General features: G+C 64.2%; 14 protein-coding genes. 7 read left to right on the top strand and 7 right to left on the bottom strand.

The genetic code is table 11. The features are described from left to right. Position 1: 1 nt before the first annotated feature. From ACHFB9_RS09325 to ACHFB9_RS09310, 4 genes are read left to right on the top strand one after another with little or no spacing between them, the layout of a single operon-like run. Entirely contained in the window at positions 2 to 538 is a 537-nt protein-coding gene (locus ACHFB9_RS09325) for a septation protein A (RefSeq protein WP_417066665.1), read from the top strand. Next, complete coding sequence (locus ACHFB9_RS09320) at positions 538 to 837, top strand: YciI family protein (protein ID WP_417066664.1); 300 nt, start codon at positions 538 to 540, stop codon at positions 835 to 837. The genes ACHFB9_RS09325 and ACHFB9_RS09320 overlap by 1 nt, the downstream gene beginning before the upstream one ends. Continuing rightward, the gene (locus ACHFB9_RS09315; RefSeq protein ID WP_417066663.1) at positions 837 to 1106 is read left to right on the top strand and encodes a BolA family protein; all 270 of its coding nucleotides are present in this window, start codon (positions 837 to 839) and stop codon (positions 1104 to 1106) included. Before ACHFB9_RS09320 ends, ACHFB9_RS09315 begins: the two co-directional genes overlap by 1 nt. Before the next feature lie 44 nt (positions 1107 to 1150). Then, positions 1151 to 1972: a peptidylprolyl isomerase gene (locus tag ACHFB9_RS09310; protein WP_417066662.1), complete on the top strand. Its 822-nt coding sequence runs from the start codon at positions 1151 to 1153 to the stop codon at positions 1970 to 1972. A gap of 50 nt (positions 1973 to 2022) precedes the next feature. Here the strand turns inward: ACHFB9_RS09310 and ACHFB9_RS09305 are convergent, their stop codons facing one another. From ACHFB9_RS09305 to ACHFB9_RS09275, 7 genes are all read right to left on the bottom strand, one after another. Next, positions 2023 to 3981, bottom strand: a complete 1959-nt coding sequence (locus ACHFB9_RS09305; RefSeq protein ID WP_417066661.1) for an ATP-dependent DNA helicase — start codon at positions 3979 to 3981, stop codon at positions 2023 to 2025. Positions 3982 to 4084: 103 nt separating this feature from the next. Next, positions 4085 to 5509: a dihydrolipoyl dehydrogenase gene (gene lpdA, locus ACHFB9_RS09300; RefSeq protein WP_417066660.1), complete on the bottom strand. Its 1425-nt coding sequence runs from the start codon at positions 5507 to 5509 to the stop codon at positions 4085 to 4087. Positions 5510 to 5540: 31 nt separating this feature from the next. Next, entirely contained in the window at positions 5541 to 5858 is a 318-nt protein-coding gene (locus tag ACHFB9_RS09295) for a PspC domain-containing protein (RefSeq protein WP_417066659.1), read from the bottom strand. Positions 5859 to 5871: 13 nt separating this feature from the next. Further along, the gene (gene odhB, locus ACHFB9_RS09290; protein ID WP_417066658.1) at positions 5872 to 7104 is read right to left on the bottom strand and encodes a 2-oxoglutarate dehydrogenase complex dihydrolipoyllysine-residue succinyltransferase; all 1233 of its coding nucleotides are present in this window, start codon (positions 7102 to 7104) and stop codon (positions 5872 to 5874) included. A gap of 31 nt (positions 7105 to 7135) precedes the next feature. Further along, positions 7136 to 9982: a 2-oxoglutarate dehydrogenase E1 component gene (locus tag ACHFB9_RS09285; protein WP_417071361.1), complete on the bottom strand. Its 2847-nt coding sequence runs from the start codon at positions 9980 to 9982 to the stop codon at positions 7136 to 7138. Positions 9983 to 10101: 119 nt separating this feature from the next. Then, on the bottom strand, positions 10102 to 11394 hold the full coding sequence (gene gltA / locus ACHFB9_RS09280) for a citrate synthase (RefSeq protein WP_417066657.1): 1293 nt from the start codon (positions 11392 to 11394) through the stop codon (positions 10102 to 10104). Positions 11395 to 11574: 180 nt separating this feature from the next. Then, complete coding sequence (locus ACHFB9_RS09275) at positions 11575 to 12303, bottom strand: GntR family transcriptional regulator (RefSeq protein ID WP_417066656.1); 729 nt, start codon at positions 12301 to 12303, stop codon at positions 11575 to 11577. Between the two features lie 204 nt (positions 12304 to 12507). On the opposite strand from ACHFB9_RS09275, the gene ACHFB9_RS09270 reads away from it, so the two are divergent. Genes ACHFB9_RS09270 through acnB form a run of 3 tightly spaced genes read left to right on the top strand, consistent with a single transcriptional unit; the run spans position 12508 to position 17169 of the window. Then, entirely contained in the window at positions 12508 to 13497 is a 990-nt protein-coding gene (locus tag ACHFB9_RS09270; RefSeq protein ID WP_417071359.1) for a malate dehydrogenase, read from the top strand. Between the two features lie 17 nt (positions 13498 to 13514). Next, positions 13515 to 14540 carry an HpcH/HpaI aldolase/citrate lyase family protein gene (locus ACHFB9_RS09265; RefSeq protein ID WP_417066655.1) on the top strand — a complete coding sequence of 342 codons (1026 nt, stop codon included), beginning with the start codon at positions 13515 to 13517 and terminating at the stop codon, positions 14538 to 14540. A gap of 43 nt (positions 14541 to 14583) precedes the next feature. Next, positions 14584 to 17169 carry a bifunctional aconitate hydratase 2/2-methylisocitrate dehydratase gene (gene acnB / locus ACHFB9_RS09260; protein ID WP_417066654.1) on the top strand — a complete coding sequence of 862 codons (2586 nt, stop codon included), beginning with the start codon at positions 14584 to 14586 and terminating at the stop codon, positions 17167 to 17169. Positions 17170 to 17356: the final 187 nt, after the last annotated feature.

The raw sequence follows: 17356 nt of genomic DNA, 5'->3' as shown, positions 1-17356 counted from the left end.
CATGAAAATCTTCTTCGACCTGTTCCCGGTTCTGCTCTTCTTTATCGCCTACCGCTTCTCCGACATCTACACGGCGACCAAGGTGGCGATCGCCGCGACGGTTCTTCAGTTTGCGTGGGCCTACTTCATCCGCAAGAAGATCGAACCGATGATGTGGTTCACACTGGCCGTCGTCGTGATCTTCGGCTCGCTGACCCTGTTCCTGCACAACCCGACCTTCATCAAATGGAAGCCGACCGTGCTGTACTGGGGCATGGCAGCCGGCATCACGGTCAGCCTGACGCTGTTCGGCCGCAATCCGCTGCGCAGCATGCTCGGCACCCAGCTCGAACTGCCGGCCCCGGTATGGACCCGGCTGACCTGGTCGTGGATAGGTTTCTTCACCGCGATGGGCGCGCTGAATCTGGTCATTGCCTACCAGTTTTCGGAGGCCACCTGGGTCAATTTCAAGGCTTTCGGGGGAATTGGCCTGATGCTGGTCTTCGTGATCGCGCAAAGCCTGTTCCTGTCCCGCTACATCGAAGAGGACAAGAAGTGATGCTCTATGCTCTGACCGGAACGGATCAACCCGGCACGCTGGCGACCCGGATGGCGGTTCGCGATGCGCACCTGGCCCGCCTCAAGGCGCTGCTCGACGCGGGTCGTCTGGTGCTCGCCGGCCCTCTGCCGGCCGTGGACAGCCCTGATCCCGGTCCGGCCGGCTTCACCGGCAGCCTCGTCGTCGCCGAGTTCGCTTCGCTCGCCGAGGCCCAAGCTTGGCTCGCGGCCGACCCCTATGTCGAGCATGGCGTGTTCGCCGAGACGCGCGTCCAGCCCTTCAAGAAAGTCTTTCCCTGATGTCCGGAATCGCCGACGAGATCCGGACCGCGCTGGCCGTTCTGGCCCCGCTCAGCGTCGAGATTACCGACGACAGCGGCCGCCATGCAGGGCATCGGGGCGCTTCCGGAGGTGGTCATTACCGGCTGAGGATCGTGTCCGCGCACTTCTCCGGAATGAACCGCGTCGCGCGCCATCGCGTGGTTTATGACACACTTGCAAGCCTGATGGCACATAGAATCCATGCTCTAGCCATAGAGGCGCTCAGCCCGGACGAGTCCGCGCACTGAGTTCCGGCGAGAGAGTCTTCCTCATCTCAACCCAGAGGTTTTACATGAAAATCCGCTCCAGCCGACTGCTCGTCGGTATTCTCGCCGCCGCGCTGTCCTGTGCGGCGTTCGCGGCCGACAAGGCAGCCCCCAAGGCTGCTCCGGTTGCGAAAAACGGCGTGCTGGCCACCGTCAATGGTCAGGCCATCCCCAAGGCCGTCTATGACGTCTTCCTCGAAGACCAGGTTGCCCGTGGCGCGCCGAACAATGCCGAAGTGCAAAAGGCGATCCGCGAAGAGCTGGTCCGCCGCGAAGTGATGGCTCAGGAAGCCCGCAAGCTGGGCCTGGACAAGAAGCCCGGCTTCCAGACCCGCGTCGACATGCTGCGCCAGACCGCGCTGGTCGGTTCCTATATCGATACCTTCGTCAAGGCCCACCCGGTCACCGACGCGGACATCAAGAAGGAATACCAGAAGCTGGTCGCGAAGAACGCCAAGCGCGAATACAAGGTTCGCCACATCCTGGTCGACAAGGAAGAGAGCGCCAAGGCGATCATCGCCAAGCTCAAGGGCGGCGCCAAGTTCGCCGACCTCGCGAAGGAATCGAAGGACACCGGATCGGCTGCCAACGGTGGCGATCTGGGCTGGAATTCGACCGATGCCTATGTGAAGCCTTTCTCCGAAGCGATGGTCAAGCTCGAAAAGGGCAAGTACACGACCACTCCGGTCAAGAGCGAGTATGGCTACCATGTGATCGAACTCGACGACGTCCGCGATGCGACGCCTCCTCCGTTCGATCAGGTCAAGCCGCAACTGAAGCAACGGATGCAGCAGCAAGCGATCGAGAAGCACATCGCCGAGCTGATGAAGAAGTCCAAGGTTCAGTAAGCGATACGCATCAGAAAAAGCGGCCCTCGGGCCGCTTTTTTTGTCCGCGTTCAGCCCTCGCCGCCCGGCGGCGGCAGCGCAGCGAGAAAAGCGATCACCTCTTCGCGCGAGCGGGTTCGCTTCATCGGCGGCAGGCTCTGCCAGACTCGGCGGCCATAGGGCTTCTCGATCATCCGCGGGTCGCAGATCATCAGCACGCCGCGGTCGTGTTCGCTGCGGATCAAGCGCCCCGCTCCCTGCTTGACGTTGATGACCGCACGGGGAAGCTGGTATTCCATGAATGGATTGCGCCCCTCCTCGCGCATCGCGGCGATCCGGGCTGCGAGCAACGGATCGTCGGGCGGCGCGAAAGGCAGCTTGTCGATGACGACCAGCGAGAGCGCATCGCCCGGCACATCGACGCCTTCCCAGAAGCTCTGGCTCGCGACGAGGATCGCATTGCCGAGGCGGCGAAAGCGTTCGAGCAGCTCGGTGCGCGAGCCCTGCCCCTGCAGCAGCATCGGAAAGCCGAGTCCGTCGCGCTCGACGCGGCTCTGCAGCTCGGCATGGATGCGCTGCATCGCGCGCAGCGAGGTGCACAAAACGAAGGCCCGGCCCTTCGCGGCACAGATCGCCGGCCAGGCCGCCTCGACGACTGCATCGATGTAGTCGCGGCTGTTCGGGTCGGGCATGCCCGAGGGCGCATAGAGCAGAGCTTGCTCGGCGTAGTGGAAGGGGCTACCCCACAGCGCGGTCTCGGGCGGGGGATCGAGAGCATCAAGGCCCAGCTCGGCGCAGTAATGGCGAAAATCGCGACCGACCGCCAGAGTCGCCGATGTGAAGATCCAGGCCCGCGCGCACCCTTCTATCTGCTTGCGGAACAAGCCCGCGACATGCAGAGGCGTCGCGTTCAACGAAGCCGACTGGCTGTAGAGCTCGGCCCAGCGGACGATCTCGGGCCCGGGTGGCAGGCGCCAGCGCGCGAGTCGGTCGGCGAGCTCGGTCGAACGCTCCCAGCAGCGCTGCAGCCCTTCCGAGCGCTCTGCCTGGCTCTCCAGCAGCGCAACGAAGCGGGTCATCTCGTCCTCCAGCCGACCCAGCGCCGGGGCGAGTCCGACGAGCTCGTCGAGCTGGGCTGCGCCCAACCTCAGGTTCTCGCCCGGCAGCGCGAGCCTGAGATCGCGCGCCGCCTTCTCCAGACTGCGCGTCGCGTCCTGCAACGGCATGAAATCCTTCGCGCCGACCATCGCTTCGGCGCGGGTGTCGCGCGCAAGATCGAGCAGCTGTCCGGTCGAGACGCTCTCGCCAAAGAAAAGGCTCGCGGTCTCGGGCAATTGGTGCGCCTCGTCGAAGATCACCGTGTTGCAGGTCGGCAGCAGCTCGGCCAGCCCTTCATCGCGCAGCATCACGTCGGCGAAGAACAGATGGTGATTGACGACGACGACCTCGGATTCCTGGGCTGTGCGCCGTGCAGCCAGCACGAAACAATCCTTGACGTGGGGGCAGTCCTGCCCCAGACAGTTCTCGCGCGTCGAGGTCGCCGAAAGCCAGGCCATCGAGTCCTCGGGTACTTCGTTGCACTCGGCCTTGTCGCCGGTCTGGGTGCGTTTGGCCCAGCGCGCGATCTGATGGATGGCCTGAGCGTCTTCGAGGCTCTGAAAACGCCCTTCGCTCTGCGCGCGCTCCAGGTGGTAGGGGCAGACGTAGTTGGCCCGGCCCTTGAGCAGCGCGATGCTGACCGGCCTTTTGAGCGCATCGCGCACGGCCGGCAGGTCGCGGTGGAAGAGCTGATCCTGGAGCGTCTTGGTGCCGGTCGAGAGAATGACCTTGCTGCCCGAGAGCAGGGCCGGTACCAGATACGCGTAGGTCTTCCCGGTCCCCGTTCCCGCCTCGGCGACGAGGACCCGGTTGCCCTGGATTGCAGCGGCGATGGACTGTGCCATCTCCAGCTGTTGCGCGCGCGGGCGATAGCCAGGCAGGTGACGGGCCAGGGTTCCGTCTTCGGCGAATATTGAAGCGAGTTCGATCATGGCGGGGGCATTGGGCTAGCGCCCGATCCTAGCACGCCCGGCGCCGCTGACGGCAGCCGCACCGCGGATCGCGCAGATCTGCGGTGCGGCAGGAAGGAGTCGATCAGAAGTGCAGCGCCCTCTTGCTGACCGCGAGCGAAGCTTCGTGCATTACTTCCGACAGGGTCGGGTGAGCGTGAGTCGTGCGCGCGATGTCCTCGGACGAGGCACCGAACTCCATCGCCAAAACCGCCTCAGCGATCATCTCGGACGCGTTGCCGCCGATGATATGGACGCCGAGGATCTGGTCGGTCTCGGCGTGTGCGAGAACCTTGACGAAGCCGCTCGTGTCGCCCTGCCCCAGCGCCCGCCCGTTCGCGAGGAAGGGAACCTGCCCAGCCTTGAAGGGAACCCCCTCATCCTTGAGCGCCTGCTCAGTCTTGCCGACCCAGGCGATCTCGGGCTGGGTGTACATGACCCAGGGGATCGTCGCGTAGTTGCAATGGCCCGCCTGACCGGCGATGCGCTCGGCGACCATCACGCCTTCATCCATACCCTTGTGCGCGAGCATCGGGCCGCGGACCACGTCGCCGACCGCCCAGACCCGGGGCAGGCGCGTCGCGCAGTGATCATCGACGAGAATGCGTCCACGCTCGTCGAGCGAAAGCCCCACCGCCGCGGCGTTCAGCCCTTCGGTGTTCGCGACGCGACCGACCGCAACGATCAGCTTGTCGCAGTCGAGGATCTGCTCGCCCTCCTCGTTCTCGTATTCGACGCGGATTGCGCCCTTGGCCTGTTCGACCTTGCGGATCTGCACACCCAGCGAGATCTTCAGAGCCTGCTTGTTCGTGAAAATCTTCCAGGCTTCCTTCGCAAGCGCCGCATCGGCCCCGGAGAGAAAGTCGCCGGCCGCTTCGAGTATCGTGACCTCCGAGCCCAGACGCTGCCAGACGCTGCTCATCTCCAGACCGATCACGCCAGCGCCGATCACGCCCAGACGCTTGGGCACTTCGGCGAGCTGCAGCGCGCCCTCGTTGTCGAGGATGTTCACGTTGTCGACATCGATGCCGGGAAGCGTGCGCGGGCGCGAGCCGGTCGCGACGATCACGTTGCGGGCCAGCACTTCGTCGTCGCCGACCTTCATCTTCCAGAGCCCGTCCGCCTCACTGACGAAGCTGCCCTTGCCGGGAAGAAAGCTGACCTTGTACTTCTTGAACAGGCCCTTGATGCCCTGGGTCAGCTGGGTGACGATATTGTCCTTGCGACGGATCATCGAAGGGACGTCGATGCTGACGCCTTCGGCATTGATGCCGTGCATGATGAAGGCGTGGCTCGCCTCGAAATACAGCTCGGACGAGTGCAGCAAGGCCTTGGACGGAATGCAGCCGACATTGAGGCAGGTGCCGCCCAGCCTCGGCAGGCCCTTCGGGTCGGCATAGGGGCTGAACTCGCAGCAGGCCGTCTTCAAGCCCAGTTGAGCGGCGCGAATTGCCGCGACATAACCGGCGGGGCCACCGCCGATCACCAGCACATCGAATTCCTGAGCCATCAAATGCTCCCTTTTGTCCGGTGGGATCCGCTCACGCGGCCTCCTCCTCCGGTATGAAAATCCAGCACAGGATGTAGGCGAGAAGGCCCACTCCGGCACAGAAGACCGACAGCGTCCACAGAAGGCGCCAGATCCAGGCCTCGACGCCGGTCATCCGTGCGATCCCGCCGCAGACCCCGCCCAGCCAGCGATCGCTCTTCGAGCGGCGCAGGCCGTTGACGCGCCACTCGCCAGCCTCCCCGGGCCCGCCGCCGAGCAAGCGGCTCTTGGCCTGGGCGAACTCCGCCTCAGATAGCGCTCCTGCTTCCTTCAGTTGATGCAGTTTCGCAACTTCGTCGCTGACAGACATCTTGTCCTCCGTTTCAGATTCCCAGCAGCAGGCGCGCCGGGTCTTCCAGCGCTTCCTTGATCGCGACAAGGCCCAGCACCGCTTCGCGTCCGTCGATGATCCGGTGGTCATAGGACATCGCCAGATAGTTGATCGGGCGAATCACGATCTCGCCGTTCTCGACGACGGGGCGGTCGCGCGTCGCGTGGATGCCAAGAATCGCTGACTGGGGCGGATTGATGATCGGCGTCGAGAGCATCGAGCCAAACACGCCGCCGTTCGAGATCGAGAACGTGCCTCCGGTCAGCTCCTCGATGGCGAGTTTGCCTTCCTTCGCCTTGGCTCCGAACTCGGCGATCTTCTTCTCGATGTCGGCAATGCTCATCTGCTCGGCGTTGCGCAGGATGGGCACGACCAGGCCGCGCGGCGAGCCGACCGCGATGCCGATGTCGTAGTAGCCGTGATAGATGATCTCGTTGCCGTCAATCGACGCGTTCAGCACCGGATACTTCTTCAGCGCCGCAACGGCCGCCTTGACAAAGAAAGACATGAAGCCCAGGCGTACTCCGTATTCCTTCTCGAAGCGCTCCTGATACTTCTTCCTCAGCTCCATGACCGGCGCCATGTTCACTTCGTTGAAGGTGGTCAGGATCGCGTTGCTGGATTGAGACTGCAGCAGCCGCTCGGCGATCCGGGCGCGCAGCCGGCTGATCGGCACCCGCTGTTCGGGACGGTCGGCGAGCACCGCCTCGACCGCGGCCGGAACCGGAGGCTGGGGCAGCACCGCCTTCTCGACCGAGGCGGCAACCTGCTGCAGAACCGGTACCGCCGGGGGTACAGGCACGGCGGGCGCGCTCGCGGCGAGCGCATCAGCCTTGGTGATCCGCCCGCCCGGGCCGCTGCCCGTCACCTGAGCTGCATCGATTCCCTTCTCGGCGAGGATCTTGCGCGCGGCTGGACCGAGGCCGGAGGAGGAAGCGGAGGACCTTGCCGCGGTGGCGGGCTGCGCCGCCGCATCTGCAGCCTTGGCCTCGGAGTCGATCTGGGCGATCACATCGCCGCTGGCGACCGCGGAGCCGTTGCCGCGCAGGATCCTGACCAGCACGCCGTCCTGGGGCGCCGGGATCTCCAGTACGACCTTGTCGGTTTCGATATCGATCAGGTTCTCGTCGCGCGAGACCCGATCGCCCTCTTTCTTGCGCCAGCTGACCAGGGTCGCTTCGGACACTGATTCGGAGAGCTGGGGCACCTTGACTTCGATGATCATCGTATTCCTCTTGTTCTTTGATGCCCCAGCCTCAACGGTTGGGCGCCAGATCCTGGTTCAGTTCGCCGAAGATGCCGTCGATGACCGCCTTCTGCTGCATCTGGTGCTTCGCGAAATAGCCGGCCGCCGGCGAAGCCGAGGCCGCGCGGCTGACCAGATAGAGCCGGTGATCGCCCGAGAGCGAACGGGCCAGATGCTGCCGGGAGACGAACCAGTACCAGTTGCCCTGGTTGCGCGGCTCTTCCTGACACCAGACGATCTCCTTCGCGTTCGGATACTTGGCGATCTCGAGCGCGAAAGCGTCGTTCGGGAACGGATAGAGCTGTTCGATCCGGATGATCGCGATGTCTTGCTCGCCGCGGGCGCGGCGCTCGGCGACGAGCTCGTAGTAGATCTTGCCCGAGCACAGCACGATGCGTCTGACCTTGTCGGCGGCGAGCGGATCGGTTTCGCCGATCACGGTGCGGAACTGCCCTTCGCCGAGCTCGGCGAGCGAGGAGACCGCGTCCTTGTGGCGGAGCAGCGACTTGGGCGTCATCACGACCAGGGGCTTGCGCAGCGGTCTGACCATCTGCCGGCGCAGCAGGTGGAAGATCTGCGCCGGAGTGGTCGGCATGCAGACCTGCCAGTTGTTCTCGGCGCAGAGCTGCATGTAGCGCTCCGGCCGCGCCGACGAGTGCTCGGGCCCCTGCCCTTCGTAGCCGTGCGGCAGCAGCATCGTGATGCCGGACAGGCGTCCCCACTTCGCTTCGCCCGAGCTGATGAACTGGTCGATGACGACCTGGGCGCCGTTCGCGAAGTCGCCGAACTGCGCTTCCCAGACGACCAGCTGGTTGGGCTCGGCCGTCGCATAGCCGTACTCGAAGCCGAGCACCGCGTTCTCGGACAGCACCGAGTCGATGACCGTGAAAGGCGCCTGCCCCTGCTGGATGTGTTCGAGCGGAACGTAGCTGCCGGCGTCCCAGCGTTCGCGGTTCTGGTCGTGCAGCACCGCATGGCGGTGGAAGAAGGTTCCCCGGCCTGCATCCTGGCCGGACAGGCGAACCCCGAAGCCTTCGGCGACCAGCGATGCATAGGCGAGGTTTTCGGCCATGCCCCAGTCCAGAGGCAGCGTTCCTTCGCCCATCGCGCGGCGGTCGGCGATGATCTTCGCAACGCGCGGATGGAGCGCGATATCGGCGGGGACATCGGTCAGCCGATTGGCCAGGCGCTTGATCTCGACGACCGGCACCGAGGTGTCGCAGGCATCGGTGTATTCGTGGTTCAGATAGGGCGACCAGTCCTGCGCATACTTGCGCGTATAGCCCGACAAGACGGGGTTATAGAGCAGCTCGCCGCGATCGAGCGCCGAGCGGAAATCGCGGATCTGCTGTTCGGGTTCCTCCGCCGAACAGGCCCCTTGGGCGACGAGCTTGTCGCCGTAGAGCTTGCGGGTTCCCGGATGTGCGTTGATCTTCTTGTACATCAAGGGCTGGGTCACCATCGGCTCGTCCTGCTCGTTGTGACCGAGCTTGCGATAGCAGACGATGTCGATGACGACGTCCTTGTGGAACTGCTGGCGGAACTCGACCGCGAGCTGGGCGACCATCGCGACCGCTTCCGGGTCGTCGCCATTGACGTGGAAGATCGGCGCTTCGACCATCTTGAACACGTCGGTGCAGTACAGCGAAGAGCGGATGTCGCGCGGATCCGAGGTCGTGAAGCCGATCTGGTTGTTGACGACGATATGGACCGTGCCGCCAGTCGAAAAACCGCGGGTCTGCGAGAAGTTCAGCGTTTCCTGATTGACGCCCTGGCCCGCGACCGCGGCATCGCCGTGGATCAGCAGGGACATCGCCTGGGTCCGGCTCTCGGCGCTGCGCCGCTGCTGGCGCGCATAGACCGAACCCTGGACGACCGGGTTGACGATCTCCAAGTGGGACGGGTTGAAGGCGAGGGTCAGGTGCACGCCGCCCCCCGGAGTGCTGACGTCGGACGAGAAGCCCAAATGGTACTTGACGTCGCCGGCCGACAGATCGGCCGCGTGCTTGCCTTCGAATTCGGAGAACAGCATCGCCGGACTCTTGCCCAGCGTGTTGACCAGCACGTTCAGACGCCCGCGGTGGGCCATGCCGATCACGATCTCCTGCACGCCCTGGCTGCCGGCCTGGTTGATCACCGCGTCGAGCGCGACGATCGTCGACTCGCCGCCTTCGAGCGAGAAGCGCTTCTGGCCGACATAGCGGGTGTGCAGATACTTTTCGAGCGTCTCGGCCGCGGTCAGCCGCTCCAGGATGTGCTTCTTCTGCGCCAGCGAAAAGGACGGACGCGCCCGGGTCGGTTCGATGCGCGACTGTATCCAGCGCTTCTGCGAGATGTCGCTCAGATACATGTACTCGACCGCGACCGACGCGCAGTAGGTCTCGCGCAGTGCGGCGATGATCTCGCGCAGGCTGGCCTGGTGGCCGCCCGAGAAGTGAAACGATCCCGTGTGGAAGACCTGGCTCAGATCCGCTTCGGTGAAGCCGTAGAAGGAAGGCTCGAGCTCGGCGATCTGCGGTCGTTCCTGCCGCCTCAACGGGTCGATCTGCGCCCAGCGGTTGCCGAGGAAGCGGTAGGCGCTGATCATCTGCAGCACGCCTATCTGCCGCTTGTCGGCGACCGCCCCCGGCGCAACGCCGGTCTTGCCCAGCTTGGCCAACTCTGCAAATGATGCGATGACCGGTGCGTGCGCGACATCGTGCGCCGCCGCTCCCGGCATGATCTGCAGCGCATCGAAATAGTCCCTCCACTGTTCGGGAACGCTCGCCGGATTATCGAGGTAGGACTCGTAGAGTTCCTCGATGAACGGAGCGTTGCTACCGAACAGATAGGAGTTCGTCTGAAACTCTTTCATCATCATGAACGCCACCTGTTGGGGTATCGGGGGAGCGTCATCTTCTTGTGCCGATCAGGAAGTTTTGCTCCCGGTGCAAAACGGCGGATGGGCTTCTGGCCGATCCGCCGCACAAATTTGGCTCAGCGCAACGCGATCGAACGCACGTCGCGCCGCGCCGCGCCGACATAGAGCTGGCGCGGACGGCCGATCTTGTAATCGACGTCAGTCAACATCTCTTCCCACTGGCTCATCCAGCCCACGGTGCGGGCCAGCGCGAAGATGCAGGTGAACATCGAAGTCGGGATGCCCAGCGCGCTCTGCACGATACCCGAGTAAAAGTCGACGTTCGGGTAGAGCTTCTTCTCGACGAAGTACGGATCCTCGAGCGCGATCCGTTCCAGCTCCATCGCGAGCTTGAACAGCTTGTTGTCCTGCAGTCCCAGCTCGTGCAGCACTTCGTGGCAGGTCTCGCGCATCAGCTTTGCGCGCGGATCGTAGTTCTTGTAGACGCGGTGACCGAAGCCCATCAGCTTGAACGGATCGGACTTGTCCTTGGAGCGCTTGATGTACTCGCCGACCCGCGAAACGTCGCCGATCTCTTCGAGCATGTGCAGGCAGGCCTCGTTTGCGCCGCCGTGCGCGGGGCCCCACAGGCAGGCGATGCCGGCCGAGATGCAGGCGAAGGGATTCGCGCCAGAGGAGCCGGCCAGGCGTACCGTCGAAGTCGAAGCGTTCTGCTCGTGATCGGCGTGCAGGATCAGGATCCGGTCGAGCGCAGCCGACAGCACCGGGTTCGGAACGTACTTCTCGCAGGGCGTGCCGAACATCATGTGCATGAAGTTGCCCGCGTAGTCGAGATCGTTGCGCGGATACATGAAAGGTTCGCCGACCGAATACTTGTAGGCCATCGCGACGATCGTCGGCATCTTCGCGACGATGCGCTGGAAAGAGACGGTACGGTGATCGTGATCGGAGAAGTCCTGCGCCTCATGGTAGAAAGCCGAGAGCGCACCGACGACGCCGACGCAGACCGCCATCGGGTGGGCGTCGCGGCGGAAACCCTGGTAGAGCCGGGTCAGCTGCTCGTGGACCATCGTGTGGCGGTGGATGGACTTGACGAAGCCTTCCTTCTCCTTCGAGTTCGGAAGCTCACCGTTGCGCAGCAGATACGCCACTTCGAGAAAGTCGCACTTCTCGGCCAGCTGCTCGATCGGATAACCGCGATAGAGCAGCTCGCCCTTGTCCCCGTCGATATAGGTGATCTTCGACTGGCAGCTCGCGGTGGACAGGAAACCCGGATCGAAAGTGAAGTTCCCGGTCTGGCTGTAGAGCTTGCGGATATCGATGACGTCAGGCCCGTCTACGCCGGACATGACCGGGAATTCAAAGGTCTTGCCGTCGATAGTCAGCGTTGCGGTGCGTTGCGTCGTCATGCGTCTTCTCCTGAAAAAGTCCACACTGTGATACCGCCCGAGCGACAAGCTGCGGACCGGATCGCTTCCGTTCCCTGCATCACGCTTCGGTCAAAGCCTGCTTTCCGAAGCACCCCAATCCTGCAATGGTACAGCCAGACAGCAAGCCTGTCGGCTACGAGCTGTTGCGCGGCTGCGAACTCAGCTCAACTCGTTCTGATAGTAGTGCCCGCTGGTCAGATAAAGTCCTCTGCGCCATTCGACCGGGCGTCCCGCATAGGAGTACGCGATGCGCTCGACCAGCAGCACCGGCGTTCCTTCGCTGATCCCCAGAGCCTCGGCGGCGGGGCGATCGGCGGCAACGGCGCGGATCTTCTCGCGCGCATGGATCATCCTCTGCCCGAAGCGCGTCTCGAAAAGGCTGTAGAGCGAACTCTTCCAGTTCTGCAGCATCGCGAAATCCAGATCATTAAACAGCTCCTCGGGCAGGAAGATCTCGTCGGCGACGATAGGCACTCCCTGATCGCGGAGCACCCGGCGCACGATCACGACCGCCGAGCCCGGTTCGAGTTCCAGGTTTCGCGCGACTTCTTGACCTGCCCGTGCATGGAGGCAATCGAGCGGAATGTTCTCGAGCGCGCGCCGCTCACCGGAGTCCGGAGTCAGCCTCAGAAAGCGGAAGAGCGCGTGCGGATCGGAGTGCGTCGCGACGAAAGTCCCTTTGCCTTGGCGGCGCACAAGCAGCTTGTCGGCAACCATCTCATCGATCGCCTTGCGCACCGTACCCTGGCTGACCTGAAAGCGCACAGCGAGTTCCTGCTCGCTGGGAATCGCCTGACCGGGCTGCCATTCCCCCGAGGCGAGCGCCTGCATGGCCAGATCCCTGATCTGGCGATAGAGGGGGCTGAAAGTCGGGGATGGCGGTTTCATCCGGCGATTTCACCACAGAGAGCACACGGATACAACATTTGCCTTATGTCTTATATAAGACATATGATACAAACTTGTGACGACTGGCTTACCCGCGCGCGCGTTGTGCGCCTAGAATGCTCGCAGATGAAAGATTGGTCCAAAGAGACCGAATTTCTGGCGCATGGAGACGCGCCTTCCTTCAATCCAAAGGAGTCACAGATGATCAAAGATCCAATCCGCGTTACCGTTACCGGTGCAGCCGGACAAATCGGCTACGCTCTGCTGTTCCGTATCGCCAGTGGTGAGATGCTTGGAAAGGATCAACCGGTCATCCTCCAGTTGCTGGACCTGCCCCAGGCCCAGAAGGCGCTCAAGGGCGTCATCATGGAACTTGAAGACTGCGCCTTCCCGCTGCTGGCCGGCATCAAGGCATCGGACGACGCGAATGTCGCCTTCCGCGACACCCAGATCGCGCTGCTGGTCGGCGCCCGCCCGCGCGGCCCCGGCATGGAACGCAAGGATCTGCTGACCGAGAACGCGAAGATCTTCACTGCCCAGGGCGCGGCGATCGGTCAGTACGCCGATCCCGACGTCAGGGTTCTCGTCGTCGGCAATCCATGCAACACGAATGCCTATATCGCGAAGGAAACCGCGATCAAGTTCGGCCGCGTCAAATCCGGCAACTTCACCGCGATGCTTCGCCTCGACCATAACCGGGCTCTGTCCCAGCTCGCGACGAAGACCGGACGGGACGTCGCCAGCATCAGGAATCTGGTCGTCTGGGGCAATCACTCGCCGACGATGTACGCCGACTATCGTTTCGCGACCTCGAACGGCGACAAGATCAGCGCGCTGGTCGGCGATGAAGCCTGGAACCGCGAAACCTTCCTGCCTACGGTCGGCAAGCGGGGCGCGGCGATCATCGAAGCGCGCGGTCTCTCCTCGGCCGCCTCGGCCGCGAATGCGGCGATCGACCACATCCACGATTGGGTGCTCGGCACCGAGGGCGAATGGGTCACGATGGGCGTCGAGTCCGATGGCTCCTATGGAATTCCGAAGGGAATCATCTACGGTTTCCCGGTCACGACCGAGAACGGGCACTACCATATCGTTCAGGGCCTCGAGATCGACACGTTCTCGCAGGAGAAGATGGCCAACACGCTCAAGGAGCTCGAAGAGGAGAAGGCCGGCGTCGCCGCGCTGCTCGCCTGAGCCTGCAAAGGATGGAGATGAAGCACACGGAAAACCCACAGAGCGCCCGCCTCCATCCTGAAGCCGTACTCTTCGCCGGCAGCCGCGCGCTGCCGGCGATCCCCGCGGTCGACCACTACTGCGGCCGCGAAAAGCTGATGCGCAAGGCCATCGCCTTGCAGCTGCAGATGGGGCCGGTCTTCGACATCACGCTGGACTGCGAAGACGGCGCGGTGGCGGGCGAGGAGCGCGAGCACGCGACGCTCTGCGCCGCGCTGATCAGCTCGGCCGACAATCACTTCGGGCGGATCGGCGCCCGCATCCACGACCTGACCCACCCCGCCTGGCGCGATGAACTCGACATCCTCGTCGGCTCGGCCGGCGAGCGGATCGCCTTCCTGACCGTTCCCAAAGCGCGCTCGGTCGACGACATCGAGGAGGCGCTCAGCGCGCTGCGTACCGCCGAATCGAGAGCCGGCCTGGGGCGCGAGATTCCGCTGCACGCGCTGGCCGAGACCCACGGAGCCGTCCACGACGCGTGGAAGATCGCCGCGCTGCCCGGCGTCGAGACGCTCGATTTCGGGCTGATGGATTTCGTGTCCGAACACCAGGGCGCGATCCCCGGGCTCGCGATGCGCTCGCCGTTGCAGTTCGAGCATCCGCTGATCACCCGCGCCAAGTGCGAGGTCAGCGCCGCCGCGCTCGCCCACGGCATCATCCCGACCCACAACGTGACGACCGTGCTCGACGAACCCGAACTCGCCGAATCCGACGCCCGCACCGCGCGCGAGCGCTTCGGCTATCTGCGGATGTGGAGCATCCATCCGGCCCAGATAGCCCCCATCCTCGCCGGCATGCGCCCTGCCCCCGCCGAGATCGTCGAGGCCGCGAGCATCGTCTGCGCGGCCCAGGACGCCGCTTGGGGGCCGATCCGGGTCGGTACCCGCCTGCATGACCGCGGCTCTTTCCGCTACTACTGGACCCTGCTCGTGCGCGCCCGAGCCACAGGCATGAGCCTGCCCGAAGACGTCGAAAGACGCTTCTTTGGCGCGACATCGAATTGATTCACCCACGGGTCGCAAGGCCCGTGCCACAGGAGAAAAGACCGTGCTAGAAGCCTATCGCCAACACCTTGCAGAGCGCGCCGCCCTGGGAATCCCGCCGCTGCCGCTCGATGCCGGGCAAGCGGCAGAGCTCGTCGAGCTGATCAAGAACCCGCCCGCCGGCGAAGAGGCATTGCTGATCGAGCTGATCACCCACAGGGTGCCGCCCGGCGTCGATGAAGCCGCCCGGATCAAGGCCTCCTTCCTGACCGGAATCGCCCGCGGCGAGATCAAGACGCCGCTGATCGACCGGCGCCGCGCGACCGAGCTGCTCGCAACGATGCTCGGCGGCTACAACGTCGAACCGCTGATCGCGCTGCTCGACGATGACGCGCTCGCGCCGGTTGCCGCCGAGGGGCTCAAGAAGACGCTGCTGATCTTCGACTACTTCCACGATGTCACCGAAAAGGCGAAGGCCGGAAACCGCTTCGCCCAGGAGGTCGTGCAGAGCTGGGCCGACGCCGAATGGTTCGTGTCCCGCCCGGAAGTGCCGCAGAGCCTGACGGTCACGGTCTTCAAGGTCACCGGCGAAACCAATACCGACGACCTCTCCCCCGCCCCCGACGCGTGGAGCCGGCCCGACATCCCGCTGCACGCACTGGCGATGCTCAAGAACGCCCGTCCCGGCATCACGCCCGAGGAGGACGGCAAGCGCGGCCCGATCGCGCAGATCCAGAAGCTCGCGGCCAAGGGCCATCCGGTCGCCTATGTCGGCGACGTCGTCGGCACCGGTTCGTCGCGCAAGTCGGCGACCAACTCGGTGCTGTGGTGGACCGGCGAGGACATTCCCTTCGTGCCGAACAAGAAGTTCGGCGGAGTCTGTCTGGGCGGCAAGATTGCCCCGATCTTCTTCAACACCCAGGAAGACGCTGGCGCGCTGCCGATCGAGCTGGATGTGTCGAAGATGGAGATGGGCGATCTGATCGAGCTCCGCCCCTACGAAGGCCTGGCCCTGAAGAACGGCGAAGTGATCGCGAACTTCCATCTGAAGACCGACGTGATCTTCGACGAAGTGCGCGCCGGAGGCCGGATCAACCTGATCATCGGCCGGGGGCTGACTGCCCGGGCGCGCGAATTCCTGGGGCTTCCCGCCTCGACGCTGTTCCGGCTGAACGCGATCCCCGCCGACACCGGCCGCGGCTTCACGCTCGCGCAGAAGATGGTCGGTCGCGCCTGCGGCCTGGCCGAAGGCCTGGGCGTGCGCCCCGGCGCCTACTGCGAACCGAAGATGACCTCGGTAGGTTCGCAGGACACGACCGGCCCGATGACCCGCGACGAGCTCAAAGACCTCGCCTGTCTGGGCTTCTCGGCCGACCTCGTGATGCAGTCCTTCTGCCATACGGCCGCCTATCCGAAACCGGTCGATGTGAAGACGCACCGCGAACTGCCCGCCTTCATCAGCGAGCGCGGCGGCATCGCCTTGAAACCCGGAGATGGCGTGATCCACTCCTGGCTCAACCGGATGCTGCTGCCCGACACGGTCGGCACCGGCGGCGACAGCCATACCCGCTTCCCGGTCGGCATCAGCTTTCCGGCCGGCTCCGGTCTCGTCGCCTTCGCCGCGGCGACCGGCGTGATGCCGCTGGACATGCCCGAATCGGTATTGGTCCGTTTCAAGGGCGCGATGCAGCCCGGCATCACGCTGCGTGACCTCGTCCATGCGATCCCCTACTTCGCGATCCAGCAAGGCCTGCTGACGGTCGCCAAGGCCGGCAAGAAGAACGTGTTTTCGGGGCGCATCCTCGAAATCGAAGGGCTACCCGACCTGAAGGTCGAGCAGGCCTTCGAACTGAGCGACGCATCGGCCGAACGCTCGGCCGCCGGCTGCACGGTGCGCCTGAACCGCGAGCCGATCGTCGAGTACCTGCACTCGAACATCGTGCTGCTCAAAAACATGATCGCCCAGGGCTATCAGGACAGCCGCAGCCTCGCGCGGCGCATCCAGAAGATGGAAGAGTGGATCGCGCACGGCGAGCTGCTGCAGCCGGATGCGGACGCCGAGTACGCCGCGGTGATCGAGATCGATCTCGCCGGGATCACCGAACCCATCGTCTGCTGCCCGAACGACCCGGACGATGCGAAGCCCTTGTCCGCGGTCGCGGGAGCCGCGATCGACGAAGTCTTCATTGGTTCGTGCATGACCAACATCGGCCACTTCCGCGCCGCGAGCCGGCTGCTCGAAGGCCGTCGCGACCTGCCGGTCAAGCTCTGGCTCGCCCCGCCGACCCGGATGGATGCCGCCGAGCTGACCCGCGAAGGTCATTACGGCGTATTCGGCGCCGCCGGCGCGCGCACCGAGATGCCCGGCTGCTCGCTGTGCATGGGCAACCAGGCCCAGGTTCGCGAAGGCGCGACCGTGATGTCGACCTCGACGCGCAACTTCCCGAACCGCCTCGGCAAGAACACCCAGGTCTATCTGGGCTCGGCGGAACTCGCCGCGATCTGCTCGCGCCTGGGCCGGATTCCGACGGTCGCCGAATACCACGAAGAGATGGGTGTCATCAACAAGAATGCCGCCGACACCTATCGATACCTCAATTTCGACCAGATAGATGAGTATCAGAAAGTTGCAGGCGAGCGCGAAGCCTGAGCAAAGAGCGCGGAGCCGCAAGGCTTCGCGGCCTTTTTTGACTTTGCAGGCCTCAAGCCTCCAACTTTCGTGCAGAATCTCACCGTCCTGTGCCACGGATTTCGTTTGTCATCAAAAATGCGAAAAACGATTGCACGGTCGCGGCTTGCTGGCACAATGCGAGTCGATGCCGTTGGTCGTTTGCTTT

This window comes from Niveibacterium terrae (genome assembly GCF_048213115.1).
Lineage (GTDB): Bacteria > Pseudomonadota > Gammaproteobacteria > Burkholderiales > Rhodocyclaceae > Niveibacterium > Niveibacterium terrae.
Note: the sequence above shows the minus strand (reverse complement) of the source record. Positions and strands in the feature narration are given on the sequence as shown.